This is a genomic window from Halostagnicola kamekurae, from assembly GCF_900116205.1.
Taxonomy (GTDB): domain Archaea; phylum Halobacteriota; class Halobacteria; order Halobacteriales; family Natrialbaceae; genus Halostagnicola; species Halostagnicola kamekurae.
In genome coordinates, this window is sequence record NZ_FOZS01000002.1 from 610,878 (window position 1) to 637,780 (window position 26,903).

Here is a 26,903-nt window from a genome sequence, read left to right on the forward strand (position 1 = left end):
ACCACGACTCGAGCGAAAGCCACCGGCGATGGACGCGACACGCCGAATCACCGCACTCGAGGCGGTTCCCGAGGAATCGACGTTCGTGTTTCGCGTGGTCGAGACCGACGGCGACGCGAACGAGGTCGAGGAGGCGATTCTCGTTCGCCAGGCGGGCGAACTCGAGTGCTGGCTGAACTACTGCCAGCACTTCACGCACATCAAACTCGACAAGGGGACCGGCGCGGCGATGCGAAACGGCGAAATAATCTGCGAGAACCACGGCGCGTACTTCGAGGCCGATTCGGGCGTCTGCACGTTCGGTCCCTGCGAGGGCGCGTATCTCACGGCCCTCGAGGTGGCCGTCGAGGACGGCGACGTCTACCTCACCGACGAGGGGTACGACCTCCTCGGTCCCGGACCGATTCCGACCGACGAGGCCGACCGAGCGTCGACCTCGAACGTCGAGTTCTGACCGAACGGTCGTACATTCGAGACGGCAGTCGGTTACTCGACGTTTCGAAGCGGGCCCGGCGAGACGAGATCTCGATCCTGATTGTACTCGACTAAGTCCGCGCCGACGAGTCGCGGGAGGTGGTCGTGATACAGCGAGATGTAGACGTTGGCAACCTCCTCGGCCGAGAGCGCCGCGACCGGCCGGCCCGCCTCCCGCTTTGCGACCTCCTCTGCGGCGTCCGGGAGCGTGATGGACTCGCCGTACTCGTCCATCACCTCGAGCAGGAGTCGGCGTCGCTGATCGGCGAGCACCGCGAGCGTCTCGTCGACCGTCTCCGGTAGTTCGTCCCGGGACTCGAGCCACTCGAGCGCTGCCAGTGCTAACTCGGCGTAATCGGACGACGGGTGAGCAGGCGTAGTCATGGATTCCTCGAACCGCGGCGGTTCACGTCTCTGGACCTAGCCTGCATACTAAATATGAGTGTCGAAACGACGGCAATTCGTTCCGCTTCTTGGTACTGTCACGGGCTGGCGACGGTTCCGCCGCGCGAACGTTCGCGCGTGGACTGAGACGTGTACGCGTGGATCCGGACGTGTCGAGCGGGTGGCGGCGATCACTCGACGGTCAGTACCGGTTCGTCGACCGCCTCACTCTTGCAGGAGGGACACCTCGAGGGGAGGTTGAGCAGGTCGTCGAAGCCGTCGAACCCGCAGTCTCGACACGTCGGCGGCGCGACGAGGAACTCCTCGTCGGTGCTATCGACGGATCGAGCGACGTGTTCGGCGTGTCGAACGACCGCGTGGGGCGTCAGATCGAGGGCGACCGCCAGTTCGCTCGGAGTCGCGGCCTCGCCTCGCAGTTCGTCTGCAAGCCGCTGTCGCGTCGTTTCGTCGGCTTCTCGCATACCCGTCAAAAGCGCCCGATGAGGGATAGCTGTTCGGTCTCTGGGTCGCCAATCGACCGCCGAAGAAAGGGTAAGTGACTTACATACTGCCACTGAATTCCGGGGCATGAAGGCCGTCGTTTTGGCAGGTGGGTACGCGACCCGGATGTGGCCGATCACGAAACATCGACCCAAGATGTTTCTCCCCATCGGCGACTCGACCGTCATCGATCGGATCTTCCGATCGCTCGAGGACGACGATCGGATCGACGAGGTGTACGTGAGCACGAACGAGCGATTCGCGCCGGACTTCGAGACGCATCTCGCCGAATCCGAGTTCGAAAAGCCGCGACTCTCGATCGAGGACACCAGCGAGGAAGCCGACAAGTTCGGTGTCGTCGGCGCGCTCGCCCAACTCGTCGAGCGCGAAGGGGTCGACGACGATCTGCTGGTGATCGCCGGCGACAACCTCATCAGCTTCGAAATTCCGGAGTTTCTCGATTACTTCGAACGGCGCGAGACGCCGACGCTCGCCGCCTACGATGTCGGCTCCCGCGAGAAGGCGTCCTCGTACGGACTCGTCGAACTCGAGGGGGACCGCGTCGTCGACTTTCAGGAAAAGCCCGACGATCCCAAGAGCACCCTCGTTTCGATTGCCTGTTACGCGTTCCCACGCGATTCTCTCTCCCTGCTCGGGACCTACCTCGAGGACGGGAACAACCCGGACGAACCCGGCTGGTTCGTCCAGTGGCTGCAGAACCGAGAGCCGACCCACGCCTTTACGTTCGAAGACGCGTGGTTCGACATCGGCACGCCGGAAAGTTACCTCGACGCCGTCGCCTGGCATCTCGACGGCGAGTCGATGGTCGCCGAGACGGCGACCCTCGAGAACGTCTCGGTCGGCGACAACGTCCACGTGATGGACGGTGCGAACCTCGAGGACTCCGAGCTCGATCACGCGGTCATCTTCCCCGACGCGACGGTTCGAAACGGCGATATTCGGCGCTCGATCATCGACGAGGGAACCCACCTCGAAAACCTCGACCTGGCGGGCGCGCTCATCGGCGCACACACGACGATCACGAACCACGTCGGCGAGTGACCGAACGCAAAACGGCGCGTCTGGAACCGGTCGCGTCCGACCCGGTAACGCCCACGACTTTTCGCGATCGATTCCCGACAGGGAAACCCTGATACCGTCACCCGTTCAACCGGTCCACATGAGCGACAACGCGTGGACCGACCGAATCGTCGGCGAACGGATGTCCCTCGATCAGGAGTTCTCCAGTCGAGTCCAGAACTCTCGGTTCTCGAGCCAGGAGTGGAACCTGATCATGACCGCGACCGAGTTCGAGATCGAACGGCCCGAGACACCCGACGACGCCCGGATCGTCGCCGACACGGAAAACGTCGAGAGCATCCTCCCCGAACTCGAGAACGTCCGCTCGCAGATGGGCGCGATGGGCGCCGGCGGACAGGGCGGCGCTGACGGCTCGAGCGGCGGCGGCGTGGTCGATTCGATCAAGAGCGCACTCGGCGTGGGCGGCGGATCGTCGGGCGGGTCCTACGACGCGGAACGCGAGGCCGCGGAGACGCTCACCCAGGAGTACGCCGACCAGTTACAGTCTCGCCTCGAGTCGAACAACCGCTGGCAGTCCGTCTGCGAAGCCGCGGCCGAAAACTGAACTTGAACGGAGCGGTTCGGCGAGGGTCGAACGAGCTGAGCCCGCAAGGAGAACCTCGTCAGACTGGAGTCAGACCTCAATCGCCCGAATGGAACAGCGTCAGTTCGCTCGTCTCGTAGATGTTCATGAGTTCGGTGATCAGTTCGTCGTAGGACTCGTCGTCGACGCGGAGGTCGTCGAGTCGCTGGACCGTCTCTTCCTCGAGTTCGACTGAGGGCATACCTAACGGTACGGCGTCGACGGGCAAAAACACCGAGGCGACATTCTGGGTCGCTGAAACGTCGCCGGTCACTCGCCATCGGTCGGTCGGGAGACACGAGTCACAGCACCTTTAGGCAGGCTCCGTGAGAGTAGACGTATGACAGACGAAGTTGAGACGATAACCTTCTCGATAGACGCGGACGGCGAGGAAACGGAGACCGTGACGGTGCCGACGGGACTCCTCGACCTCGTCGCCGAAGGCGACCAGACCCCGACCGAAACCATCGGCGACGTCGCGCTGCTCTCGTTCGCGAGTCGCGCCCACCACGTCGTCCACCACGGCGAGGGGACGGACGAGGAACTCGAGGCCCAGGAGTCCCGCGTGATGGATCTCTTCGAGGAGCGGTTCGGCGTCACGTTCGGCGAAGCGACCGGCCACCAGCACTGATCGGACGACCGACTCGTTTTTCGGCGGATGTGATCGAACCGGTACCGCTGTGTTTCTCGCGGAGTGACCAATGTAGCATCGAACTGATGGGGTTCCAATACGCTCTCCGAAAAATTTAGGGCCGGTTGACTGGATTCTCCTACCATGGGTTCGTTCTGGCGTCTCGCTCGAGAGCGGTTCAGTCCCCGCGATACCGTCGTACTCCTCGCGATTCTCGGCGTCGTTGCCGTCATCTTCGACAGCTCCGTCGGTACCTATCTCGCCATCGTCGGAATGATCGGGATTATCAATCTCGGTTACGTGTTCGTCGATGCACGCGGATTCGACCGCAGTATCGTTTCGTTCGCCGCCATACTGTCGGCGACCGTCGTCACCGGCGCCATCATCGTCCTCGAGCCAGTCGGACTCGAGTATTATGCCCTGCTTTCCATCGGCCTTCTCGCCTCTATCTGGTCGGCTGACGACGTCTTTGCGGGCAATCGCCTTCCGTTTTGAAGCGGTTTCACCCGCGACCCCTCGTGGCACGAAACCACGGTAGGAGCGACTGATTGGAATTGAGACGGCGTCAAAACTTCGCCGCTGGGACTCCTCGAGACGGCTTAGTTACTCGCCTCGGTCACTCGAGCGCTTTCGTTTGCGTCGTCCGTGGGATCGTCATCCTCACTTTCGTCGGCCCCACCGATATCCTGCGGCGAGTTCGCCGGTGGCTCGTCTCCCTCGAGCGGCTCATCACCTTCGAAATTCCCGTCACCGCTTCCCGGATTTCCGGGTTCGGCCGCTTCGGCTCCGTCGCCTTCCGTCTCACCGTCGACAGGACCGCCGTCTTCAATCGTCCCATCGTCCTCGGTCGGCTCGTCGCCTTCAGCAGCCCCGCCGTCCGCGGTCGACTCGCCCGCGTCCGGCGTGCCCTCCGCTCCGGTCGCGTTCTCGCCATCATCGGCCCCCTGATCGACTGCGCCCGTTTCCTCCGATGGCGGTTCCTCGATCGTCACCGTCGCCGCGTCGCTGTCGTTCTCGCTCGAGACCGTCGCCTCGTACTCGCCGGGCTCGAGGGCGGACGTGTCGACGGCGAACGAAACCGTTTCGCTCTCGTCCGCTGCGAGCGCGACCGAGGCGGATCCCGTCACGCCGTCGAGTTCGAAATCGACCGACTGCTCGCCTTCTTCCCCGCCGATGTTCTCGACGTCGACCTCGAGCGCGAGGTCCTCGCCCCGTTCGACCGGCTCGATCGGCTCGAGAATGTCGACCGCGAACTCGGCCGGTTCGGTCGGATCGATCTCGCCCGCCGGGTCCGTTTCGACGACGATCGGCTCCTCGTAGTCGTAAAAGCCCATGTCGACGATCCAGGCCAGTCGCTCGTCGTCGTCCTCGGGCGTCCAGTCGACGGTGAAGGTACCCGATCCGGGTTCGAGTTCTGTCGGGGGCTGATCGTCGGTGGTCCCCTCGAGTTCGCTTTCGACGATCAGATCCGCGTCGTTCGGATTGTCGTAGCCGAAGGTCACCTCGATGCCGTCGTCGGTCGGCGTCGCGTCCTCGACGGTGAGTTCGGGGAGCTCCGGGCGCACCTCTTCGACGCACTCACTCGCGTTCGGGTTCACGTAATCGACGCTCCCGGGAGTCGCATCGGGCGAGCTAAAGCCGACGATGGCCGACCCGAACTCGCCGCCGGGGATCTCGACGACCGGCCCTTCGTCGGTCTCGCTCACCGCGAAGTCCTCGCCGACCTCGAAGGTGATCGGCTCCTCGAGCGGCGCGTCGATATCGTCGCCGACCGTCACCGAGTACTCGCCGAGGCTGTTCCCGATCCCGCCGCTCGTGTAGAAGGTGGTCGCCACGATGATCCGGTCGCCGTCCTCGAGTGATCCCGTCACTTCCGCCCGCGAACAGGTCGGGAACTCGGCCGCGAACGCCTCGGACGCGTCGTCCGGTTCGATCGTGTACTCGAGGGATTCGTTCTCGAGGACCTCGCCGTCGTCGAGCCCGTTCTCGCCCGTCGAAACCACCGCCACGTCGAGCGTCGCGTTCTCCTCGACCAGCGGCTCGAGGTCGATCGTCTCGTTGGCGATCGTTTCGTTCGCGTCGTACGGGCCACTCGACCCGATCTGGTCTCCCTCCTCGTCGGTTACAGTCAGCCCGTACTCGACGGAGGCGTTCGCCTCGTCGACGACGAGCGTCGAGCCGTTCCCGGTCTGGTCGGCCACTTCGAGCGTCGCTTCGGGCTCGTCCGGCGGGTCAGGCTCGTCGTCCTCGAGCGTGTACTCGATCGAGTCGGTGGTCAGTTCCGTCCCGTTCTCCGCGTCCCGGACCGAGACGTCTATCGTCGCGTTCGCCTCGAGCGGCGGCTCGAGGTCGAGCGTCTCGTTCGTCACCGACTCGTTCGCCTCGAAGGCGTCGCTTTCGACTGCCTCGCCGTCGTATTCGGCAGCGATCGCGTACTCGACTGAGGCGTTCGCCTCGTCGACGAGGAGCGTCGAACCGTTCCCGGTCTGGTCGCTCACCGAGAGGGACGCCTCGGGTTCGTTCGGTGGCTCCGGCTCGTCGTCCTCGAGCGTGATGAACGCGCTGTCGAGCACCGGCAGACCACCCTGCGTGACGTAGGGCTCGTCGTCCGCGCCGTCGCTCTCGACGTACTCGAAGCTCTCGTCGTCAGTCGTGTCGTGGTGGACCGCCGCGACGATCGGCCCGTCCTCGGAGAGCGGTTCGTCGAGTTCGATTTCGACATCCTCGTGATCGCCCGACTCGAGGTATCCTGAGTTCCCGATAACCGCATCCGGGTCGAGCCCGACGTCGACGCCGTCGTATATCGCGACGAACCCGCCCTCCGAGAGCGAGACGGAGTCGACGGTGACGTTTTCGCCGGTGCTGTTCTGGTCGTCGACGGAAATCGACGCGTCGCCCTCGAGTTCGTCGATCGTCTCGATTCGCTGGACGATTTCGACCTCGACGTACTGGACGATTTGAGATTCGTCGTCGGTCCCCTCCGAAACCGCGTAATCGACAGCGTCGCTGGCGGTCTCCTGGGTCAGCAGTTGCACCTGCGAGACGCTGATCCGCTGGGACTGGATCGCGCTCGCCGTTTCCTGACAGGCGCTCGAGGCCGCGATCTGGACCTGTTCGATCGACGCCCCCTGGGACTGGAGTAACGCGCCGCTTCCCGCGCCCTCGGCCAGCGCCTGTACTTGCACGATGTCGACGACCTGGCTCTGGCTGACCGCGCCCGATCCGGCACCGAACGCGGCGGCCTGAACCTGTTCGATCTCGACGGTCTGTCGTTGGATCGCCGAATCGACGGCTCCCGTCGCCGCTCCGGTCGCCGCCGCCTGAATCTGGGTGATCGAGACCGCCTGCTGCTGGACGACCGCGCCCTGTGCGCTGCCGTCGGCCGCGGCCTGGATCTGCTCGACCGACGCTTCTTGGCTCTGGCTGATCGCACCCGTCGCCGCGCCGAAGGAGGCTTCCTGCACCTGCGTGATCGAAATCCGCTGTACCTGCTCGATCGAGACCGTCTGGAGCTGTTTCAGCGGTCCCATGGCTGCGCCGTGGGCCGCCGCCTGGGTCTGCTCGAGGCTCACCGCCTGTCGCTGGACGAGCGCTCCCTTCGCGGCTCCCGTCGCGGCTTTCTGGATCTGCTTTACCGTCACCTCCTGTCGCTGTTCGACCTCGAGTCGCTGCTCTCCCTCGAGGGCCGCCTCGGTGCTCCCCTCGAGCGCGCCGCCTGCTGCGCCCGCCGCGGCGGACTGGACGTGCGCTATCGTGACCCGCTGGCGCTGCTCGGCGGTGATCATCTGGTACTGCGCTAAGACCCCGTAGGCCGATCCCTGCGCGGCTTCCTGAATCTTCGGCGCGCGATCGACCCCGGTTTCCCCCGCACTGGCTGTCGCGCCCGTGGCCGCGCCGAAACTCGCCACCTGTAGCTGTTCGACCGTCACGCGCTGGTGGTGGGCTATCGAACCGTGGGCCGCGCCCCAGGTCGCGCTCTGTAGTTGACTCGCGTTGGCCGTCTGGGACTGGGAGAGCGCGCCCTCCGTCGCACCGCCGACCACGACCTGAACCTGCGTCGCGTTGGCCACCTGAGATTGCATCAGCGAGCCGTGGACCGCCCCCGCGGTCGCGGCCTGGATCTGCTCGGCATCCGCCTCCTGATACTGGTCAGCGGACGCGTTGGCCGCCTCGAGGGCCGCTGCCCGCTGTTCCTGGCTGATCTCGACGCCCTGTGCCTGGGCGAGGTCGACGCCCTCCTCGACACCGGCTTCGATGGCGTCTTGGCCCTCCTGCGTGAGCGACGCGGATGCGGTCGCCGTCTGTACGGGATCGGATACGGACTGTGCCGGACCGGATGCCGATTGCGTGGGACCGGAGGCTAACTGTACCGGACCGGACGCCGCCGAAGCCGTCTCGAGGTCGCTCCCCTCCGTCGCGACAAACCCGGTTGCGTCACCTCGATCGTTCGCGCTCCCGACGCCGGCGTTCTCGAGAGCGGCGTCGTCCATCGATTCCCGGTCGGACAGCCCGCCACCGAGAAACGGCAGGGCGACGACGCTCACGACCATCGAGACGGCGACCAGCGCCGATACGACGAGTGCCCGGCGGGTCATCGGCTCTCTCGCCCCCCGCCGGCAGTCGGTTCCCGATCAGCCGTCGCCGACGATGCGTCCGTTCGGCCGCTCTCACCGGATCTGCTTTCCCGGTTCCCCATCCTCGAATGAGATGTGCTATCTATCCTCATACAACCGACCACCGGGACGAATCGGGGCTTAAGCACCCCGTTCGTTCCAGTTAGGGAGACGATACAACCTCGGATTGTCGCGCCTGCCGCGCGTGAGGGGATCCAGCGCATCGAGCGAACCGCCCAGAAACCGCCGCTCGAGACTCGAGCGAGCGACCGATCGGTGTATCGTGGCATCAGACAGGTAAGATTCGATTAGGGTCGTCGCAGCGGGGCGGTGCAGGCCGCGGAGCGAAACTCGGTAAACCGAAGTTTTGATGGCGGTTTACGAACGAGAGGGGGTATGCAAACCGAACAGGGGTCGGTCGACCTCGTCGAGGGGGACGTGGTCCGGTCGTTCGCTCGAGCGGCGTTGCTCGCCGCGTTGATGGGGGCGGCCGCGTTCGTCGCGATTCCGATCGCAGGAGTGCCGGGGACGCTTCAGATGCTCGTCGTCTTTCTCGCCGGATTGTATCTCGGGCCGGTGTGGGGACCGTTCGCTATCGTCCTGTACTTGTTCGCGGGGACGCTGGGCGCGCCGATCTTTGCCGGCGGCAACAGCGGACTCGGCGTCGTGCTGGGACAGCACGGCGGATTCCTCTTGACGTTCCCGATCGGAGCAGCGCTCACCGGTGCAATCGTCCACCGCGGACGCGATCTCCGCGATCCGGCCTCGGTCTTCTTGCCGATCGTCGTCCTCGCGCTCGTCGTCGCGACGGCGGTCGTCTACCTCGCCGGATTCTTGTGGTTCGCATGGGTGACCGAAACTGCCCTTCTCGATGCGTTTATCGTCTCCGCACTCCCGTTGATCCCGGGTGACCTGCTCAAGATAGCCGCCGCGGTCGCGATCGTTCGATCCGGCCTCATCGAGGCGACGTGAGGACACAGACCCACCAACACACATGATCGAATTCCAATCGGTCACCTACGGCTTCGAGGGCCCCCCGGTGCTCGAGGACTGTTCGCTCGAGATCGACGACGGCGAGTTCGTCCTGCTGGCGGGCGCGAACGGGAGCGGCAAGACGACGCTGCTTCGCCACTGCAACGGGCTCCTCTCGCCCGACTCCGGCGAGGTGCTCGTCGACGGCGTCTCGGTCGCGGACGATCCCGTGGCGGCCCGGACGGCCACCGGCATGGTGTTTCAACACCCACGGGATCAGTTCGTCGCGGCGACCGTCGGCAGCGACGTCGCCTTCGGCCCCGAAAACCTCGGCCTCTCGCACGCGGAGATCGATCGCCGCGTCGAGGACTCGCTCGCGACGGTGAACCTCGAGGGGCGAGGCGACGAACGTATCGATACGCTCTCGGGCGGCGAGCAGTCGCGAGTCGCCATCGCCGGCGCGCTGGCGATGGACCCGACGCACCTGCTGTTGGACGAGCCGTTTACCGGCCTCGACGAACCGTCGCGCGAGGCGGTGCTCGAGCGACTCGAAGCCCTCTCGAGGGACGGAACGGGCGTCGTACTCGCGACCCACGACCTGCGAGACGTCACCCGTCTCGCGGACCGGATCGTCGTGATGCGAGGTGGGGAGATACTCGAGGATGGCCCGCCGTCGCGGGTCGTAGAGCGACTGGACGGCCTCGACGTGCGAGCACCGTCATGATCGCCAGTACCACCGTGACCCTCAGTCCCGGCGCGACCGCCACCACACAGCGGGCGGGAACCCTCGAACGCCACCTCGGACGGGGCCTCGAGACATCCCGTCGCACCGTCGAACGAACCGTCTCTGGGGGTGCTCGAGACGGATGCTGACCTACGAACCCGACGATACCCTCGCACATCGTCTCGATCCGCGCTCGAAGCTGGCGGTAACGGTCGGATTCGCCGCGACGGCGCTCGCACACACCGACGTCGTCCCGCTGATCGCGTTTACCGGCTTCGTGCTGGTCGGGCTCGCCGTCGCGGGTGTGGGGCTCTGGCAAGCCCTGTACGGGTATCGCTTCGCGCTCGTGATCCTGGCGGCCGCGCCGGCCGTTTCGATGCTCACGCTCGGCGCTCCCTGGATCGTCGTTTCGGACGCAGTCTCACCCGCACTGGCCAGTTACCGCGTCCTCTTGCTCCTCCTGTTCAGTGCCGCCTACGTGAGATCCACCCCCGCGCGCGACTCTCGAGCGGCGGTGCAACGAACGGTTCCCGGTAAACTCGGCCAACTGCTCGGCATGGGGGTCGGGCTGGTCTTTCGGTTCGTTCCGGTGGTTCTGGCCGATCTGCGACAGATTCGTCGCGCGATGGCCGTCCGACTCGGAACCGAACGCGGCGTCGTCGACCGCGTCCGGAGAATCGGCGTCCTCGGCCTCTCGCGAGCGTTCGCTCGAGCCGATCGGTTGTCGCTCGCGATGCAGGCGCGGTGTTTCTCGTGGAATCCGACGCTCCCCGCCCTTTCGTTCTCGCGGACCGACTGGGCCGCGTGCGCGCTCGGGGCCGCGCTCGCGCTCTCGGCGCTGCTGTAGCCCGTTCTTCCGTTCGCCCTTTGACTTACAGCCTCTCAACCCTCACTGACGGGCGTCGGAACGTCGGACTCGTCGGCGAGCCGTCGCTCGAAAAAGCCCCGATTTCGCCTGATCCGCGCTTCGTCCCAGGTCCACCACTCGAGCTCGAGCAGTTCCTCTCTTACCGCTTTCGGGAACCGCCACTTGATGTGTTCCGCCGGAACGCCACCGACGACCGAGTAAGGTTCGACATCGTCTGTGACGACCGAACCGGCCCCGATGACCGCACCGTCGCCGACGGTAACGCCCGAGAGGATCGTCGCGTCGACGCCGACCCAGACGTCGTTGCCGATCGTGATCGGGCCGCTCGAGGTCGGGGGTAACTCGCTGTCGAGTACCTCGTCGTACAGCCGGATCTGCAGCGACGGTTTCCGCGTGTCGTGGTTGGTCTGCTGGAACGTACTGCGCTTTGCGATCGCACAGTACCTGCCGAACTCGACGGCACCGATCACGTCGCAGTTCGGCTCGAAGTTCGTCCGTTTGCCGACCGTCACCTCGCCGTTGAGAATGCACCCTCGGCTGATTCGCGTCCGCGGCCCGAGATCGACCGAGCCACGGAGGAGACTGCCGTTTGAGACGCGGGCCGACCGGGCGATCTCGAGGTCGAATCCCTCCGCGTATCGGTTGAGTAGCCCGTGTGTCACCGACGGATACCCCATCGTCGAGAGCACTCGATCGAGCGTCGTAGCGAGGTTCACACGTAGTACTCCGCCAACGCCTGTCCGGATATAGTTCACTGAACGATCGTGAACTGTCCGTTTCGAGAACCCGAGTTGAGCGCGGGTACTCGAGTCGAGCAACGATCGGGTCCCGGCTATTCGTCCAGCGCGGTGTCTCTCCGCGGACCAGACGGGAGTTCGCCGAGGCAGTCCCGGCAATACGTGAAGACGAAGTCGTTCGTCGTCCCGCAGTACGGACAACTCGCCGGCCGTTCGGCGGTTCGCATACTTTCGGTCGGTTCGGACGTCATACTTCGTCGTCGGCGACTCGGACGTATATTCACTCTCCGGACGTGTGCAAGCCGCCGCAGCCGGCCACCAGAGTAATCCGTCCTCTCGAGCCGGCGATAAGATTGATATGCTCGTACTGGCTATCGAAAGTTGCGTAGGTGGAGGATGGGGGGAATCTGTTGTTGCCAGCAGACTGATCATCGCCGACACACCATTCTTCCCCGACGCATCCCCGTTTCTGGGGAACCCAACGTCAGGCCCGCTCGGGCCTTTTGCAGACGGGAATCAGGGAATGCCGTTCGATAACGGCGCAAAATCGATCGCCGTTGAACGGTCTCTTCGATCGGACGCATCCCCACTTGCGAACACGTCTCGAGCGCGAACTGCGTTTCCAGCGCGACGGTTCACGGAACTGGTTGAAATCGCCGGCAACAGACGTATCCGACCGGATCCGCTGGCCACACTATGGCAACGAAACCGCCGCTCGAGTGTCCGATCTGTCACGCACAGATCAGACACGGTCACAAACTGGAGCACCACCTGGTCGACAACCACCGAAAGCGCCAGCTCGCGAAGTTCGTTGCCACCGAAACGGTCGCCATGGAGAACAACGAAATCTCGGAGTGAAGACTGCGTGCGGCGTTCGACGAACCGTCTCGAACGAAGCTTTTGGACGATTATCTCGAGCCGAGTGAGTCGAAAAGCGCGCGGAACGGGATTGCTGCTGCTCGCGAATTTGCTCGCAGCAGTAATGCGCGGACCGGGATTTGAACCCGGGCCATGAGCTTGGAAGGCTCAGGTCCTACCACTAGACCATCCGCGCTCCATCAGCCGATTCGAGACTCACCCTTAAGTGCCTTCCTTTTTCGATTGTCGGCCTCGAGCGGGTTCCGATCGAGCCACGGTCGCGTAACAGTTACCACTCGAGAGTTCGAATTCGACGAGTTCGAGGGCGCTCTCCTCGAGCGCGGTTTCGAACGCCGCCGGGGAGTAAATGTGATAGAATCGATCGACCGTTTGGCCGCCCGGAAGCGTCCACTCGACGGTCGTATCGAACGACTCGGTTTCGTCGAACGTATCGTGTGCCGTCGACCACGTGCTCACCAGCGCCCGCCCGCCGGGAGCGAGCACGCGAGCCAGTTCGTTCAGGCTCTCCCGCCTATCAGCCTCCGTGGGGAGGTGTTGGATCGTCGCGACGTAGACCGCCAGATCGACCGTTCCCTCGGCGAGCGGGATGCGAGCGGCGTCTCCCTGGAGGAGATCGACTTCGAAATCGCGGGCGCGAGCCCTCGAGCGCGCGGTCTCGAGCAACCCGCGGCTCGCGTCGATCCCGAGGACGCGATCGGTTCGCTCGGCGAGGAGTTCGGCGTGCCGACAGTTGCCACAGCCGAGGTCGAGCCCGACGCTCGAGGGCCGTGCGTCCGAGACGAAGGCTTCGACTTCGGGCCAGGCGTATTCGCGCGTCGAGGCGAAGTGCTCGGCGATCCGATCGTAGGTTCGACGAACGTCGGCGCGGGTGCTCATCCGATAAGTGTCCTCGAGCGAGGACGGTCAAAAGCAGTTCGACCGCGCTCGCGGATCCAGCATCGTCGGTCTCAGAGGTCGATTCGATCGAGAAGGACCGGCTCCGTGGAGCGATTTCGCGCCGCCGGTGGACGTGACTCGTGCGTTACGTTCATACCGTGTGAAGCCCAAACGATATGCACGGAATGAGGCGCGAGCACTTCACGCTAGATGTCAGTAATGTCGACTGGGTCGATACCGATAGCGAACCCCGAAAACCAGAGGTATCGATCGAGTTTACCGGCCCGACGACGGAGCTTCGTGAACGCCTCACAGGACCGGATGGCACCCTGCTTGCCGCCGACGAGACCGACGCCTCGCTTCGATTGCAATCGCCGCTGGGAAGCGAGGACGACGTCGCAGGTGTCGTCAGCGTCACGAACAGGATTACGGGGGAGTTCATCCTCGAGCTCAACGAGGAGGCGGCCGACGTCCTCCAGTTCATCCAGGCCGCTCGAGGCTATGGGGAACACACCGCCGAGGACGATGGGCGGTACGAGGTCGAGATCAGCATCGACGGCGATCCGTTCGTCAGCTACGACAAGCGGACGTTCCTCGTCTACGACGACGAGGGGAGCCTCCTGCGCCAACACAGCTTGATCCCGAGCGGGGTCGAGCTGTAGTGCCGCGGTCGGCGGGAGCCGACCGTGAGTGCGTTCGATCGAGGCTGCTACCGTCGAGACGAGTCGAACGCGCCCGTCACGCCGGTTTTGTGAGGGCGTTGCACAAAACTCTTAAATCGAAACCGTTCGTACGGTGGTCCATGCACAAAGACGAACTCCTCGAGCTCCACGAAGAGCTTGTCGTCATCATGGAGTACTTCTCGCAGCGCGAGAACGTAGACGAGGAGCTATTCGATCCGTATCGCCAACTCGATGTCGATCCGTCCCACGTACACAAATCGAAGAGCGAACACAAACACGCCGTGTTCGTCCTCGGGAACGCGCTGGCGAGTGCGATGAGCGAAGACGAGTTCTCGAGCGCCGGCCGAATCGGAAAGCGAATGGCCGAACTCGCCGACGACGCGGAATCGAAAATATAGGCGAAACGTATTTGTTCCGGTTACGGCATGTTGGACTATGGACTCGCGCACGCAAGAGCGCGTCGAACGATGGGATTCTCGTCCCTTTACTGGCGGGTATACCGAACTCTCCACGCTCGCTGATTCCGATTTCTCCGGCGCGGTAACGGCGGACGGAACGTGGTTGTTCATGCTCAACGGACGCGTCGTCGGCGTTATCGACGGCGAGATCACCGCGTTCGAGGACGCTTCCGGAACGATTTACGCCGCACCGCACGCGTCGTTACCCCTTCTCTGCTCGATGCAGGCACAGGGCGGCGAAACCAGGGCCAACTACTACACGAACGAGACGCCGCTCTCGGAGGTCGATCAGACGCTCAAAGACGGCTCGTTCACCGGGTACATCGAACTGAGCGAGCAGGTTCTCAGCGGGGATTACTACGCCGTCTACTACGGCGGCCGACGCATGGCCGCCGCGTACATCGGCAACGCACAGCGGTTGCTCACCGGCGACGAGGCGTTCGAACGCGCCGCCGACGAGGTCGGGATCTACGAGGTCGTCGACGTGGAAATCGACGTGACGGACGTTCCCAGCGGCGGCCAGTCGTCGTCTTCGGACGAGTCGACCGGCCAGACAAGCGGTTCACCGGCGACGGGTTCCGATCGACCGTCCGACGCGGAGTCGTCGGCCGCCAGCGTCGATTCGGCGGGACAAGGGAATGTGTCGACAGACGAACCACCGTCGCCAGCCCAACCGGGGTCGGCGGACACACGGCCGAGTGTGTCGGAATCGGACGGAGCGGAGCCGGCGGCTTATTCGGGGTCGTCTCCGTCGTCCGAGAATACCACTCGACCAGCCTCGGCATCCGAGCTCCGCGAGATGTCGGACCTGACGAGTCCCGACGACGAGCCCGATCCGGCGGCGGCCAGTTCGTCGCCCGAACTTCGGGACGAAGCGTCGTCCGACGAAACCGATTCCGAAACGGTCTCGTTCACCGAAGACGCCGGGACCGCGGCTGACGACGCTCCGATCGATGCGAGCGACTCGAGCGCTGAAAGATCGAAACCAGACACGGACATCGAAGAGACCCAGTCACTCGAGTCGGGCCCACAGACGACCGCGACCGACGACGCTCAGTCGGCGGCGAATCCGAACGACGCGTCGCTCGAGTCCGACGACGCGCCCGGTTCGAAGTCCGATCACGCGACGAACGCCCCCTCCGTCGAAGTCGCGGCCGACGCCGACTCGCCCGAACCCGAACCACCGTCCTCCGAGCAGGATGCCGAATCGCCAGCGTCCGAGGCCGAACCGACGGCGTCCGAGGCCGAATCGTCCGAGCCGACCGACGAAGCCGACGACGCCGAAGAAACGGGCGAACTCGACGCGCGGCTGAAACAGGAAGAACGCTGGCGGGAGACCCGAAGTATTCCCTCGATCGACCCGGAGAAGACCGAGTACGCCGGCGGCGTCGAACGCGAACGGGCCGATCGCGCTCCGAGCGAGCATCGCGATCGACCCGAAGCGCGTTCACAGTCGTCCGACGGCGAGCGGACGGCAGAAAGTCGACAGCCCCGATCGGGCGCTGACGGCTCGAAAGCGGACGCCGGCGGCGACGAAGGAGTTGGTACCGACCGAGAGACGGCCGCCGGTTCCGGACAGCGGCCGACGACGCCAGAAACCGACGCGATGTCGGCCGAGGCGGCGCTCGAGGAGTACGAGCAACGCATCGAGGCGCTTACCCAGCACGCGCGAGAGCTCGAGTCCGAACGCGACCAGTTGCGAGCCGAAAATCAGGAGCTCTCCGAAACGGTCGAACGGCTTCGCTCGCGGATCGACGAACTCGAGGCGGAGTGCGAGCGGCTTCGCGACGTCGACGCGGCCGACGCCGTGGCGGCCGGCGTCGGCGAGTCGACGGCGAGCCAGCAACTCTCGCCGCGCGAGGCGCTCTCGGGGACGAACCTGTTCGTCAGATACGCCTCGAAGAGCGATCCGACGCTCCAGACGGCCCACGACGGCGCGGGCGAGCAGGGCGAGGTCGCCGCGAACTTACAGATCGAACAGCACACGACGTTCGATTCGTCGGACGTGACCGTCCTCGGCGAACCGTACGACGAGTTCCTCGCCGACACGATGGAGTACCGGTTCGTCGACTGGCTCGTCCAGACGCTGCTGTTCGAAATCCGGGAGACGGGCCACGGCGACAAGTTCGGAGACCTCTACGACGCGATTCCGCGGATCGACCGGGCGGAGCTACACGCGTCGATCTCGCTCGAGGACGACGAGACGGACGACGTCCCCGACGAAGTGACCTTCGACGTCGTCGCGTTCGACAAGATGGGGACCCCGCTAATCGTCGCGAACCTCAACGACTCGCGCGATCCGGCGACCGAGGGGATGCTCTCGGAGCTCGAGGAAGCCGCCTCGGCGGTCACCGCGAACTATCCGGACCTCGGGGCCGCGATGGCGGTGACCGCGAGTTACTTCGAACCCGGCGCGCTCGAGGTGACCGAGCAGGCGACCAGCAGCGGCTTTCTCAGCCGTAGTTCGAAGCTCAGTTACGTCAACCTCTCGCGAAAACAGGGGTACCACCTCGCGCTCGTCGAGTCGCGCTCGAGCGGCTTTCACATGACCGTCCCGGAACTCTAAAGTCGTTGTAGAATCCTTCTAGCCTTCGATTTCGGTCGCGTCTTCGATCTTCATGCCTTCGAGTTTGTCGACGATCTCGTCCATCTTACCGTCGAGTTCGTCGACGAACTCGACCGTCCGCTCGGTCTTGATCGCGCCCTGGCTCGAGGGCTCGATGAGGTTCTCCTCTTCGAGGACTCGAAGCGAGTAGCGGACTTTGTGATGTGGGTACCCGGTTTCGTTCGACATCTTGACGATCCCGATCGGCTCGTTTTCGATAACCATCTTCAGGACCTGCAGATGTCGTTCCAGCATATCGACTTCCTTCTCAAGTCGGTCTATCATGGCATTTGTTAACTTGTCTTTCCGCCTTTTAAAAGTTACTCTCCGAAACCGACTGGAACGTGTCCACCCGCCGATGGGTCTTGCGAGTAGTTAACGGTTCGTGTTTCGGTATTCATCTCCGATACGATTCCCGTACTACGAGCGTATTTGTCGAATAGCAGCCGATTACGGCGTGAACGGCAGATACGAAGAGTAGATAGTGATACTCACAGCGGTTCGTTCGCCGCTTCACCCCAGCGGAACAGAGAAATACTCACGTCGGTGAACACTATTCACGTTCCTGTTCATCTTCGCCGATCTCACCCGGCAATACCGTAATCGGTTTATCGGCCGGGCAAGAATCCGCCGCTGTTATGACCGTCACAATCGTCGGGTCGCAACTCGGCGACGAAGGCAAGGGCGGCGTCGTCGACATCTACGGCGACGCCGTCGACGTGGTCGCTCGCTATCAGGGCGGCGACAACGCTGGACACACCGTCGTTCACGACGGCACGAAGTACAAACTCTCGCTCGTCCCCTCTGGCGCGGTCCGGGGGAAAGTCGGCGTTCTCGGAAACGGTTGCGTGGTCAACCCCGAAACGCTGTTCGACGAGATCGACACACTCCGCGAACGCGGCCTCGATCCGGACGTTCGAGTGGCCGAGCGAGCGCACGTGATCCTGCCGTACCACCGCGCGCTCGACGGCATCGAGGAGGACGAAAAAGCGGACCTCGCCGCCGGGACGACCAAGCGCGGCATCGGTCCGACCTACGAGGACAAGGCGGGCCGTCGCGGGGTCCGCGTCGGCGACCTCCTCGAGCCGGACGTGCTCCGAGAACGACTCGAGTACGTCGTCCCCCAGAAGAAAGCCCTCGCGGAGGAGGTCTTCGGCAAGGAGACCGGCGAGGCGTTCGACGTCGAGCACCTCTTCGAGACCTACAGCGAATACGGCGAGCGCCTCGCCGAGGAGGGGATGACCGTCGACTGCGGAACCTACCTCCAGAAGCGAATCGATGCCGGCGACAACGTCATGCTCGAGGGCGCACAGGGAACGTCGATCGACATCGATCACGGGATCTATCCTTACGTGACCTCCTCGAACCCGACCGCGGGCGGCGCGAGCGTCGGCAGCGGCCTCGGGCCGACCGTCGTCGGCCAGGGTGAAGTGATCGGGATCGTCAAGGCCTACCTCTCCCGGGTCGGAACCGGACCGCTCCCGACCGAACTGGGCGGCGTCGACGGCCAGACGCCGAACTACGACGCCGCGAGCGCAACGAGCGAAGACGAGGAGGACCTCGCGACGTACATCCGTGACGAGGGAGGGGAGTACGGCACCGTTACCGGTCGCCCTCGCCGCGTCGGCTGGCTCGACATGCCGATGCTACGCCACGCCGCGCGCGCGAACGGTTTCACTGGACTCGCGATCAACCACATCGACGTGCTCGCCGGCCTCGAGGAAGTCGAGGTCGGCCACAGCTACCGCCTCGACGGCGAGGAAACGCTCACGATGCCCCCGACCACCGAAGCCTGGGGCCGCTGTGAGGCGACCCTGAAGACGTTCGATGGCTGGTCGGACGTCGACTGGACGGCGGTCGCGGCCGAGGGCTACGACGCGATCCCCGAAGCCGCCCGCACGTACCTCGAGTACATCGCCGACGAACTCGAGACGCCGATCTACGCGGTCGGCGTCGGGCCGGGCCGAGAGGAGACCGTCATCGTCGAAGATCCGTACGAATAGCCGATCGCGACCGTTTTCGCGAGTCAGGCCTCGACAATCTCGATCAGGTTCCCCTCCGGATCGCGCAGGAACATGATCGTCGTCCCGCTCGCGGTCGTCCGCGGGCCGCTCAGTCGCTCGGCGTCGTCGGGGATCGAGTCCGCGAATGCCTCGAGGTCCGCGACCGCGAAACTGACGTGGGCCGCTCCCGGCTGATTGATCGATTCCGCCCGACTCGCCGGCGCCTCCGGTTCGTACTCGACGAGTTCGAGTCTGACGTCCCCGCCCTCGGACTCGAGGTGGACGAACGAGCCGGCCGCGTTCGGCACGTCGACGGCCTCCTCGAACCCGGTTCCGGAGACGCTGAAGGTGTCGACGACGGACAGGCCGAGGACGCGCTCGTAGAACGAACGAACCGTCTCGAGGTCCCTGACCGTGATCCCGACGTGGTGTGTACGCAGTACTGACATCGGCCCCTACTGGGTCGACGCGAAAGAAGTGTCCGTCGAAACGCCCGTCGTTTCCTCACGGTCGTCCGCAAACACGCCGATCGATCGGTTTCCCGAAACCTTTTGCTCTCGGCCGACACCCTTCAACTATGAAGGAGTCGCTGCTTGAGATCCTCTGCTGTCCGCTCGATAAACACGATCTGGAACTCGAGGACGCCCAGTACGACGGCGACGAGGTCGTCTCCGGTGACCTCGTCTGCTCGGAGTGTGGCGAGACCTATCCCATCGAGGACGGCATTCCGAACCTGCTGCCGCCGGACATGCGCGAACAGACGCCAGCGTAGGTGAGAGAACGTGTCCGGGACCGAACTCACCCTCGAGATCAACCGCGAGACGGGTGAATCGCTCGAGCCGAACTCGCGGTCGATCGAGACCGAGGGATCGTTCGCGATTCGGCTCCGCGGCCACACCGTCCCGGCCCACGCCCACTGCCGACTCGAGGGCGAACTGTCCCGCGTCGGCTCGCTCAAGCAACCCAATTACTACGTCGAACCGGACGAGGAAGTCGTGGTCCCGGTCTCGGTTCCCGAAGTCGACGAACCGGTCTCGGGCACACTCGAAATCTCGATCGGCTACGGCGCGGAAGTCGCCCGGATAGCCGTCGAGGTCGTCCCCGGACCCCCGGAAGTCGACGTCGACGACTCGCTCGGCGAACCGCACCGTCCGGAACCCGAACCGTCGCTTCTCGAGTCGATATCGAACGCCGTCGGCGCGAACCCGGCCACGCTCGGCGTCGTCGCGCTGGCGTGTATCGCGCTCGCGGTCGCCGCCCTGACCGCCGGGTCGATCGGCGGCCCCGTCGCGCTCGTCGGCGTTCTCATCGTCGCGGCCGGCATCGTGATCGCTGCGGGACTCTTGTACTACTGATCGTCGGACTCAGCGGCGTTCAGGGAACCGTCTTCGAAGCGCTTCGCTCGAAGATATCGCGCCCGGTAGCGGTTCGCTCCGTCGTTGACGTCCGCCTCGCGGACCTCGTCGACGCGCCCGTCGGCGACCGCGTCGATCAGTTCCTCGAGCTGGTTGAGTTCGCTCGTCGTCAACTCGAGTTCGTAGGTCCGCTCCGTTTCCGACTCGAGGATCGCCCACTTTCGGGCCGCGGCGATCACGAGCGAGCAGGGCTCTCGACAGGGGAAGACGCCGTCCCCGCCGTCGACCTCGATCTCGTCGTCGGCCGAGTACTCCCACTCCCGTCGTCTGAGACACTGCGAGTCGACACAGCAGGCTTCGGTCAGCCACTCGAGAGCCTCTCGGGGTAGCTCGTCGACGACCTCGTAGATGCCGGACTGGCGTTCCGCGGCGTCGATCCAGTGATCGATGTCGAGGTCGCCCTCGCGCTCGCGGTGCCAGTTGGCGACCGTCGCCGGGTAGAAGAAATCGACTGCGTCGACGAGTTCCGATCCCGAGAGGCCGGTAAACGCCCATCCCGATGCGAGCGTCGGGGCGGTCTTGAGCGGCCGATAGCGCCCGTCGTCGTCGGCCGTCGCGATCTCTCGGGCCTGTCTGGGTTCGTCGTAGACCTCGAGTTCGGAGAGCGGCGTGTCCGCGTCGTCGACGTGCCAGAGGTCGTAGACGCGTATGCCGTCCGGTTCGTCGACGTCGAGGAATCGTGCGGTGATCCGGAGTTGGCCCCACGTTCGATCGACGCCGTCCCGAAGCGCGTCGTAGCGCTCCGGAACCGACAGCGGTTCCGTTCGCTGGCTCTCGAAAGCGGCGCTTCCCTCCACGGGTGCCCGCTCGCACCATCGGAGGAACGCTCGGCTCGCCTGCCCCTCGTCGCCGACGGTTTCCCGCCAGTAGCGCCAGTTCGTGACGTACTCGTCGACGGCCTCGAGCGCCGTTCGGAACTCGTCCGGATCGAGCCCCGTTCGAGTCTCGATCGGCGTTTCGAGGACGTAGCCGCCGTCCGCCCGCTCGAGGCGGAGTCCATCGAACTCGACGCCGTTGTCGGCGGCGGTTCGAAGCGTTTCGAACGTCTCGTCTTCGAGTCCCACGGGTCAGTCACCCGCGACGTTGGCGTCGGTCGATCGCGTTCGACCCTCGTGATCGATCGAGCTACCGATATCGGCCCCGGCGTCGGCCGCGCGCTCCATGACGACGTCCGCCATCAGCTCTTCGGTGCCGACCGCGCCCGTGTACCAGATTCGATGGCCGTCGACGACGCCGGGAACGTCCCAGCCGTTTCGGTAGTCGTCGGTGAGCCCCATATCTTCGGGAATGTCCTCCTGCGTGTGGAAGCCGTCGGCGATGAAAAGCGGGACGACCACGATGTCGTCGCTCTCGAAGTAGTCGGTGACGTCGTCGACCTCCGGCTCCTCGTCCATGAACAGCGCTTTCGTCTCGTCGAACCGGTCCATCTCGCGGATTCGTTCGGTGTGGTACCGGACCGCCTTTGCCGAGTTTTCGTTCCGGTCGGTGCCGTGGCCGACGACCGCCAGTCCGAAGCCCTCGCCGACGTCCGGGTCGCCGGTCACGCTCTCGGCTCTGCCCACGATCACGTCCGTCATCGCGTCGTGCGTGCCGACCGGCCCGCAGTAGTGGATCGTCTTCTCGACGTCTCCGGCCGTCAGCGTCGCCTGGGAGGCGTCGATGCCGTCGGAGTCCCACAGGTCGGGGTCCCACCCCTCGAGGCGAAGCTCTCGAGGGATAACCTGCTCCGTGAAGTAGCCCTCGCTGATGAAAAGCGGGACGACGAAGATCTCGTCGGCCTCGACGGTTCTGATCACCTCTCGGAAGTGCGGTTCCTCCTTCCAGAACGTTTCGCGAACGACGTCGAACGCACCCGTCTCGCGGATCGCGTCCGCGTGGGCGTACGTCGGATTCGACGCGTTCGGGTTGAGGTGTGACCCGTGTGCCGCGATGACCAGCGCTTGCATATCCGCGGGTTAGGAGTCGAACGGTTTATCCACTTCGCTGTCGGCGACGGTCGCCGCGGGCCGCGAGCCGCGTCCGTGCGACCCCCGCCGGTGAGAACGCTACGTCTATACGAACTCGGTTCGAACTGGAACCCGTGCAACTGGTCGGGTACGAACGGTCGGGAAAGGGGTCCTCGCTGCTCTGTAGCGACGGTACCGACCTGAGCCGGGAATCGCTCGAGCCCGGAACCGAGCTATCCTACACGCTCGGCTCGCGCCACTGCGCCGGCGTCATCGACGACGAGAGCCACGTTCCGTGCGACCGACCGAGCGCCCCCTACTGCGAGTTCCACACGAGCACGTGGGTCTGTGCGCGTTGTACTGGCACCTGCCTCAAAGACGAGATGGACTGTTACGAGGATCACGCCGTCTATATCGCCGCGTTCGCGCCGGAGACGTTCAAAGTCGGCGTCACGAAACTGTGGCGACTCGAGACCCGGCTCAGAGAGCAAGGAGCCGACCGCGCGGCCCACGTTCACACCGTCTCGAACGGTCGGATCGCCCGCGAACTCGAGGCCGAAATCGCCGAGGAACTGGTCGACCGCGTCCGAACGCGATCGAAGGTCGCCTCGCTCGCGGCGACCGTCGACGACGCGGCGTGGGTGGACGTTCTCGCAGAATTCGACGTCATCGATCGGTTCGAGTTCGATTACGGACTCGACCTCGAGACGCGACCGGTTCGCGAGACAATCGCCTCGGGCACCGTCGTCGGCGTCAAGGGGCGGCTTCTGGTCGTCGAGAACGGCGGGACGACCTACGCGGTCGACATGCGCGACCTCGTGGGCTACGACCTTCTCGAGGAGTCGTCGAGCCGGGATCTGCAGTCGTCGTTGGGATCGTTCGGGTAGGTCGGTTCCGACCGCCGAGCGCGCAGCGTCGGTCCTTCCCTCGCGTGGACATTAGCTCTCGAGACCCACCTCCGCCGGCGGGAGACTGTCGCGTCGTTCGAGACATGGCAATCCTTTTCCGCGGGCGTCCAGAACCCGAGGGTATGTCCGACGAAAACGAACCCGACGAGAACGCAGACGACAGCGAGGAGAAGTCGTTCCGCGAGCGCGTCGAGGAAATCCGCGAAAAGCGCGCCGAAGAAGGCGAGGGCGAGGGAGAGCCACCGGAAAGCCCCTTCGGCGGCGGCGGTGGCGGTCCGGGCGGTCCCGGCGGCATGGGTGGCGGCGGCAACCCGTTTGCCCAGATGATGGGCGGCATGATGGGCGGCGGTCCGGGCGGTCCCGGCGGCGCACCCGGCGGTCCCGGCGGACGCGGCGAGGAAGTCGGCAACGAGGAACTCGTACAGGAGGTTCGCCAAATGCGCGACGAGATGCGCGATCAGACGCGGGCGCTCAAGCGGATCGCCGACGCGCTCGAAAACGAGTAACGCTGGCGTAACGCAGTAGCCGTCGAATCGATCACGCCACCGCGGTTTTTGTCGGCTCGCTTCGCATCGGTGACTCTCGAGTGTGCGAGTCGCCCGTCTGCAAGACGGAGAGCAATCAGGTTCGACCGAGTTGGAACGCGATCGTCTCGAGGGTGATCGATCTCCGGCTCTGAGGTGCTATCGGAGGGGTGATCGAAGGCGCACCCACGCGTCGGCGAGCCACCCGCGGAGTTCGGCGAGCGTCGGCAGGTGTTCTGAACTCCGTTTCCAGAGTTCCCAGCGCTCGACGACGACCACCGACACGGACACACAGAAGATTGCGAGGACGGTCCCCGCCACGACGTCGATCGCCCAGTGAATTGCGAGGTACATCGTCGAGAGCGGAACGCAGATCGCGAAAAAGAGAGCGATGGGTGCCCACAGCGGGTATTCGTCTCGAGTCCGTAACGCGAAGATGCCGACGGTGACCGCCATCGAGGTGTGCAACGACGGGAAGACGTTCCTGTAATCGTTGACCTGCCGCGTGAGGTGTTGGTATCGCGGCTGGAAGTTGTACAGGGTCGTATCGAACACCTCCGGCATCACGTTTCGCGGTCCGAACGCGATGGCGAGGAAGTAGATGATCACACCGATACTGTAATTGAGCGCGTACGCCGTGAGCAACTGTCTGAACGGGCGGTTATCGGAGAGTGCAAAGTACGCGAGAACCGGAAAGACCAGCACGAAGACGTAGGCGTATATGTACACAAACGAGAAAAATTGGGTCACTATCGTGTAATCGAACGCCTGAAAGACGGAGATGAAATCGCCCTCGAGTTCGTAGAACACCGTGGTCATGTCGACGCCGTACTCCCGTGACATCGCCGTCAGCGTCTCGCGACCGTAGCGGTTGAACAGCATGACGACGAGCAACAGCGCGATGACCGGCAGCGAGATTCGAATTCGCGAGCGCCACTCGGACAACGTCGTCCGGATGCGATCGAACCCGATAATAAGCGGGATCGCGATCGCGAGCATCGCGACGACGACGATGACGACGTCGGTCAGGACATCTAGTAACATTAGTTGTCAACGAGCACGCCGTCTTCGTTGAACTGGAAGCCGGCCGACTCGAACACTCGACGCGCCTGATCGAAGTCGACCCGTCCTTGCTGCATCGATTCGTTCCCGCAGAAGGGAGCAAACGGCTGGCTCTCGTCTATCCTGCCGTTGCGTTCGATTCCGCGTTGATCCATCCACTCGGTCGCCTCCCGCTCTAGTTCGTCGTCGCTGACGGGGTGATCGCGAACGGGCGTCCAGATCGGATCGGCGTGTCCAGAGAAGATCGAGTCGACGATCCACTCCCGGTCGAGGATTCGCGCAACCGCGTGTCGAAACTCCTGTTCCGAACACGGGAGGACGTTGTCGTTGAATCCGATGTGATAGAACGACCAGGATCGATGGTCACTGAGTATGTCGTCGTCGCCGCCCGCTGTGATGTCCTCGATGACGTGTGGCTCGATTCGCGAGGTCGTCACGTCCACGACGCCGCCTTCGACCTGCTGGATCGCCGACGCGCTGCTCGTGTCGTTCAGGAATTCCACCGTTTGCGGGGTCACTTGCGGGTACTCGACCCCGTCGTTGTCGTACGTGAAGTGGTCCTCGAATCGCTCGAGCGAGAACTGATTGTCTTCGACACGGTTAGCGAACTCGTAGGGCCCACTGCCGACGATGAGATCCGTCTCGTCCGATCCCAGCAGGCTCCAGTGCCCCTGACGGGACGGTATCTGATTTTGTTCGAGCTCTCCGAGAGCGCCCTGCTGGTCCGTCTCCGAGCCGTTGCCGAGTCCCCACACGTGTTTTGGAAGGATCGGGACGAGGAGGGCTCGCTCGGCGACCGCCTGATTCGTCTCGAAGGTGATCGTAACCTCGTGATCGCCCGCGGTCGTCACCGACTCGACTGTCGCGGCGTGTCGTCGATAGTTCGTCGCCGGAAGGTCGACGGATTGTCCGCCCGAGACGGCCGTTCCCATCGAGGTATCCGCGATGAATTCGTAGGTGAACTTGACGTCCTCGGCGGTGAGCGCCGTGCCGTCGTGAAACTGCACGTCGTCCCGGAGCGCCAGCGTCAGTTCGGAGTCGCCCACGTCGATCGACTCTGCGAGCCAGGGGCGGACGGCGGTCTCGAGTTCGCTGTCGAACTCCGCGAGACCCTCTTCGTCGGCGATCAGCGAACCGTCGATCGCCAGCGAATCGTAAATGAGATCGATGTACGTCCCGTGGCTCCGGTACGCCGTCGAAAACGGGTTGAGATTCTGCGTCGGCTGCGAACTCATGATGATCGACGTGAGCGTCTCGGGTGCCTCTTCGTCGCCGAAGTAGGCGAGCCGCGAGTGAGGGTGGTACCGTTCCCACGGCGAGGCCATCGCGTCCCCGACCGCCCGGTCGCCGCTGGGCAGGCAGATCGGGATAAACGGCTTTTTCTTCGCGACCTCGAAGAGCAGCCGTTTGATCTGGGTTTCGCGTTCTGCGCCGCTTTCTTGGCGCTGGGCCGTGAGCAGCGAATCGATATCGAAGTCGATGAATCCGAACGGGTTCTGCCAGCCCTCCTCGGTCGCGAACGACGAGTGCAACAGCTCGTAGAGGAAATCCGGGTCCGGACCGATCGGATACGTACCGACGTACATATCGAAGTCCTGCTCGAGAAAGACGGTTTTCTGGAACTCGGTCGTCGAGCGCATATCGAGCGAAACGTCGAATCCGAGCGTCTCGAGATTCGCCTCGAGTTCGCGAACGATCTGGATCGACTGTCCATCGTCGTCGGCGGGGACGGTGGTGATCTGCAGGGCGGACTTGTCCGCGTTGAGGTTGGTGGTACTGTTGACGAGACTCTGTACCCGATTCATACAGCCGGCCGTCGCCGCAGTCAGACCCGCCGCTCCGGCGGTCAGAAGCGACCGGCGGCTAATCCGTTCGGGGGGACCGTCCGAACTTCCTGTCATTGGGTTCTATCACTCCGATACGCGTCCGATATATAACAATATTGTGTACTCTGTTCGGACATATGTGTCTCTGGTC

The 26,903-nt window shown here is 64.2% G+C and carries 31 protein-coding genes and 1 tRNA gene; 18 read left to right on the forward strand and 14 right to left on the reverse strand.

Translation table 11 applies throughout. The annotated features are described in order from the left end of the window. Nucleotides 1-28 precede the first annotated feature (28 nt). Nucleotides 29-454: a Rieske (2Fe-2S) protein gene (locus tag BM348_RS10870; protein ID WP_092904805.1), complete on the forward strand. Its 426-nt coding sequence runs from the start codon at nucleotides 29-31 to the stop codon at nucleotides 452-454. A gap of 32 nt (nucleotides 455-486) precedes the next feature. Here BM348_RS10870 and BM348_RS10875 read toward each other — a convergent pair whose 3' ends face one another. Further along, nucleotides 487-858 carry a DUF7344 domain-containing protein gene (locus tag BM348_RS10875; protein WP_092904807.1) on the reverse strand — a complete coding sequence of 124 codons (372 nt, stop codon included), beginning with the start codon at nucleotides 856-858 and terminating at the stop codon, nucleotides 487-489. A gap of 191 nt (nucleotides 859-1,049) precedes the next feature. Beyond that, nucleotides 1,050-1,340, reverse strand: a complete 291-nt coding sequence (locus BM348_RS10880; protein WP_092904809.1) for a transcriptional regulator — start codon at nucleotides 1,338-1,340, stop codon at nucleotides 1,050-1,052. A gap of 106 nt (nucleotides 1,341-1,446) precedes the next feature. Here BM348_RS10880 and BM348_RS10885 point away from each other — a divergent pair, with 106 nt between their 5' ends. Continuing rightward, nucleotides 1,447-2,421 carry a sugar phosphate nucleotidyltransferase gene (locus BM348_RS10885; protein ID WP_092904811.1) on the forward strand — a complete coding sequence of 325 codons (975 nt, stop codon included), beginning with the start codon at nucleotides 1,447-1,449 and terminating at the stop codon, nucleotides 2,419-2,421. A gap of 118 nt (nucleotides 2,422-2,539) precedes the next feature. Continuing rightward, nucleotides 2,540-3,004 carry a DUF5799 family protein gene (locus tag BM348_RS10890; protein WP_092904814.1) on the forward strand — a complete coding sequence of 155 codons (465 nt, stop codon included), beginning with the start codon at nucleotides 2,540-2,542 and terminating at the stop codon, nucleotides 3,002-3,004. Nucleotides 3,005-3,080: 76 nt separating this feature from the next. On the opposite strand, the gene BM348_RS21335 is transcribed toward BM348_RS10890, so the two are convergent. After that, complete coding sequence (locus BM348_RS21335) at nucleotides 3,081-3,224, reverse strand: DUF7557 family protein (protein ID WP_175507163.1); 144 nt, start codon at nucleotides 3,222-3,224, stop codon at nucleotides 3,081-3,083. 138 nt (nucleotides 3,225-3,362) lie between these two features. Between BM348_RS21335 and BM348_RS10900 the strand changes: the two genes are divergently transcribed. Both BM348_RS10900 and BM348_RS10905 read left to right on the forward strand, forming a co-directional pair. Then, entirely contained in the window at nucleotides 3,363-3,653 is a 291-nt protein-coding gene (locus tag BM348_RS10900; RefSeq protein ID WP_092904819.1) for a DUF7545 family protein, read from the forward strand. A gap of 144 nt (nucleotides 3,654-3,797) precedes the next feature. Next, complete coding sequence (locus BM348_RS10905) at nucleotides 3,798-4,148, forward strand: hypothetical protein (protein ID WP_092904821.1); 351 nt, start codon at nucleotides 3,798-3,800, stop codon at nucleotides 4,146-4,148. A 104-nt stretch (nucleotides 4,149-4,252) separates the two neighbouring features. Here the strand turns inward: BM348_RS10905 and BM348_RS10910 are convergent, their stop codons facing one another. Next, a complete protein-coding gene (locus BM348_RS10910; RefSeq protein WP_092904823.1) occupies nucleotides 4,253-8,248 on the reverse strand; it encodes a DUF7282 domain-containing protein in 3,996 nt (1,331 codons plus the stop codon). Between the two features lie 414 nt (nucleotides 8,249-8,662). Here BM348_RS10910 and BM348_RS10915 point away from each other — a divergent pair, with 414 nt between their 5' ends. Genes BM348_RS10915 through BM348_RS10925 form a run of 4 tightly spaced genes read left to right on the forward strand, consistent with a single transcriptional unit; the run spans nucleotide 8,663 to nucleotide 10,809 of the window. Continuing rightward, nucleotides 8,663-9,238, forward strand: a complete 576-nt coding sequence (locus BM348_RS10915; protein WP_092904825.1) for a biotin transporter BioY — start codon at nucleotides 8,663-8,665, stop codon at nucleotides 9,236-9,238. Between the two features lie 22 nt (nucleotides 9,239-9,260). Next, entirely contained in the window at nucleotides 9,261-9,962 is a 702-nt protein-coding gene (locus tag BM348_RS10920) for an energy-coupling factor ABC transporter ATP-binding protein (protein WP_092904827.1), read from the forward strand. Then, nucleotides 9,959-10,111: a hypothetical protein gene (locus BM348_RS21340; RefSeq protein WP_175507164.1), complete on the forward strand. Its 153-nt coding sequence runs from the start codon at nucleotides 9,959-9,961 to the stop codon at nucleotides 10,109-10,111. The genes BM348_RS10920 and BM348_RS21340 overlap by 4 nt, the downstream gene beginning before the upstream one ends. Beyond that, on the forward strand, nucleotides 10,105-10,809 hold the full coding sequence (locus BM348_RS10925; RefSeq protein WP_092904828.1) for an energy-coupling factor transporter transmembrane component T family protein: 705 nt from the start codon (nucleotides 10,105-10,107) through the stop codon (nucleotides 10,807-10,809). The genes BM348_RS21340 and BM348_RS10925 overlap by 7 nt, the downstream gene beginning before the upstream one ends. Before the next feature lie 35 nt (nucleotides 10,810-10,844). On the opposite strand, the gene BM348_RS10930 is transcribed toward BM348_RS10925, so the two are convergent. Continuing rightward, nucleotides 10,845-11,546, reverse strand: coding sequence for a CatB-related O-acetyltransferase (locus BM348_RS10930; RefSeq protein WP_092904830.1), 702 nt, complete (start codon nucleotides 11,544-11,546; stop codon nucleotides 10,845-10,847). Nucleotides 11,547-11,662: 116 nt separating this feature from the next. After that, a complete protein-coding gene (locus BM348_RS21345; RefSeq protein WP_175507165.1) occupies nucleotides 11,663-11,818 on the reverse strand; it encodes a DUF7577 domain-containing protein in 156 nt (51 codons plus the stop codon). Nucleotides 11,819-12,263: 445 nt separating this feature from the next. On the opposite strand from BM348_RS21345, the gene BM348_RS21350 reads away from it, so the two are divergent. Next, a complete protein-coding gene (locus BM348_RS21350) occupies nucleotides 12,264-12,425 on the forward strand; it encodes a hypothetical protein (protein ID WP_175507166.1) in 162 nt (53 codons plus the stop codon). A gap of 125 nt (nucleotides 12,426-12,550) precedes the next feature. Here BM348_RS21350 and BM348_RS10935 read toward each other — a convergent pair. Together BM348_RS10935 and BM348_RS10940 are read right to left on the reverse strand one after the other, a co-directional pair. After that, nucleotides 12,551-12,621, reverse strand: a tRNA-Gly gene (locus tag BM348_RS10935). Nucleotides 12,622-12,647: 26 nt separating this feature from the next. Next, nucleotides 12,648-13,322: a class I SAM-dependent methyltransferase gene (locus tag BM348_RS10940; RefSeq protein ID WP_092904832.1), complete on the reverse strand. Its 675-nt coding sequence runs from the start codon at nucleotides 13,320-13,322 to the stop codon at nucleotides 12,648-12,650. 185 nt (nucleotides 13,323-13,507) lie between these two features. Between BM348_RS10940 and BM348_RS10945 the strand changes: the two genes are divergently transcribed. The 3 genes from BM348_RS10945 (at nucleotide 13,508) to BM348_RS10955 (ending at nucleotide 17,029) form a co-directional block, all read left to right on the forward strand. Then, nucleotides 13,508-13,984, forward strand: coding sequence for a DUF5793 family protein (locus BM348_RS10945; protein WP_092905549.1), 477 nt, complete (start codon nucleotides 13,508-13,510; stop codon nucleotides 13,982-13,984). A 140-nt stretch (nucleotides 13,985-14,124) separates the two neighbouring features. Further along, nucleotides 14,125-14,403, forward strand: coding sequence for a UPF0058 family protein (locus tag BM348_RS10950; protein WP_049952319.1), 279 nt, complete (start codon nucleotides 14,125-14,127; stop codon nucleotides 14,401-14,403). Nucleotides 14,404-14,440: 37 nt separating this feature from the next. Continuing rightward, nucleotides 14,441-17,029, forward strand: a complete 2,589-nt coding sequence (locus BM348_RS10955) for a DUF7527 domain-containing protein (protein ID WP_092904834.1) — start codon at nucleotides 14,441-14,443, stop codon at nucleotides 17,027-17,029. Nucleotides 17,030-17,047: 18 nt separating this feature from the next. On the opposite strand, the gene BM348_RS10960 is transcribed toward BM348_RS10955, so the two are convergent. Beyond that, nucleotides 17,048-17,353: a hypothetical protein gene (locus tag BM348_RS10960; protein WP_092904838.1), complete on the reverse strand. Its 306-nt coding sequence runs from the start codon at nucleotides 17,351-17,353 to the stop codon at nucleotides 17,048-17,050. 353 nt (nucleotides 17,354-17,706) lie between these two features. Here BM348_RS10960 and BM348_RS10965 point away from each other — a divergent pair, with 353 nt between their 5' ends. Then, nucleotides 17,707-19,071: an adenylosuccinate synthase gene (locus tag BM348_RS10965; RefSeq protein WP_092904839.1), complete on the forward strand. Its 1,365-nt coding sequence runs from the start codon at nucleotides 17,707-17,709 to the stop codon at nucleotides 19,069-19,071. A gap of 23 nt (nucleotides 19,072-19,094) precedes the next feature. Here BM348_RS10965 and BM348_RS10970 read toward each other — a convergent pair whose 3' ends face one another. Continuing rightward, a complete protein-coding gene (locus tag BM348_RS10970; RefSeq protein ID WP_092904841.1) occupies nucleotides 19,095-19,520 on the reverse strand; it encodes a VOC family protein in 426 nt (141 codons plus the stop codon). 128 nt (nucleotides 19,521-19,648) lie between these two features. Here BM348_RS10970 and BM348_RS10975 point away from each other — a divergent pair, with 128 nt between their 5' ends. Both BM348_RS10975 and BM348_RS10980 read left to right on the forward strand, forming a co-directional pair. Further along, complete coding sequence (locus BM348_RS10975; protein ID WP_092904843.1) at nucleotides 19,649-19,843, forward strand: methytransferase partner Trm112; 195 nt, start codon at nucleotides 19,649-19,651, stop codon at nucleotides 19,841-19,843. A gap of 10 nt (nucleotides 19,844-19,853) precedes the next feature. Further along, nucleotides 19,854-20,426, forward strand: a complete 573-nt coding sequence (locus tag BM348_RS10980; RefSeq protein WP_092904845.1) for a DUF7524 family protein — start codon at nucleotides 19,854-19,856, stop codon at nucleotides 20,424-20,426. Here the strand turns inward: BM348_RS10980 and BM348_RS10985 are convergent. Both BM348_RS10985 and BM348_RS10990 read right to left on the reverse strand, forming a co-directional pair. Next, the gene (locus BM348_RS10985; RefSeq protein WP_092904847.1) at nucleotides 20,420-21,550 is read right to left on the reverse strand and encodes a DR2241 family protein; all 1,131 of its coding nucleotides are present in this window, start codon (nucleotides 21,548-21,550) and stop codon (nucleotides 20,420-20,422) included. The two genes, BM348_RS10980 and BM348_RS10985, sit on opposite strands and share 7 nt — an antisense overlap. Nucleotides 21,551-21,553: 3 nt before the next feature. Further along, nucleotides 21,554-22,432 carry a CbiX/SirB N-terminal domain-containing protein gene (locus BM348_RS10990; RefSeq protein ID WP_092904849.1) on the reverse strand — a complete coding sequence of 293 codons (879 nt, stop codon included), beginning with the start codon at nucleotides 22,430-22,432 and terminating at the stop codon, nucleotides 21,554-21,556. Nucleotides 22,433-22,566: 134 nt separating this feature from the next. Between BM348_RS10990 and BM348_RS10995 the strand changes: the two genes are divergently transcribed. Together BM348_RS10995 and BM348_RS11000 are read left to right on the forward strand one after the other, a co-directional pair. Continuing rightward, nucleotides 22,567-23,319 (forward strand): DUF2797 domain-containing protein, encoded by a 753-nt coding sequence (locus BM348_RS10995; protein ID WP_092904851.1) that lies wholly within the window; start codon nucleotides 22,567-22,569, stop codon nucleotides 23,317-23,319. A gap of 104 nt (nucleotides 23,320-23,423) precedes the next feature. Beyond that, nucleotides 23,424-23,846 carry a hypothetical protein gene (locus BM348_RS11000; protein ID WP_175507167.1) on the forward strand — a complete coding sequence of 141 codons (423 nt, stop codon included), beginning with the start codon at nucleotides 23,424-23,426 and terminating at the stop codon, nucleotides 23,844-23,846. Nucleotides 23,847-24,023: 177 nt separating this feature from the next. Here BM348_RS11000 and BM348_RS11005 read toward each other — a convergent pair whose 3' ends face one another. After that, nucleotides 24,024-24,908, reverse strand: a complete 885-nt coding sequence (locus BM348_RS11005; RefSeq protein WP_092904856.1) for a phosphatase PAP2 family protein — start codon at nucleotides 24,906-24,908, stop codon at nucleotides 24,024-24,026. Next, nucleotides 24,908-26,827, reverse strand: coding sequence for an ABC transporter substrate-binding protein (locus tag BM348_RS11010; RefSeq protein ID WP_092904858.1), 1,920 nt, complete (start codon nucleotides 26,825-26,827; stop codon nucleotides 24,908-24,910). The genes BM348_RS11005 and BM348_RS11010 overlap by 1 nt, the downstream gene beginning before the upstream one ends. Nucleotides 26,828-26,903 lie beyond the last annotated feature (76 nt).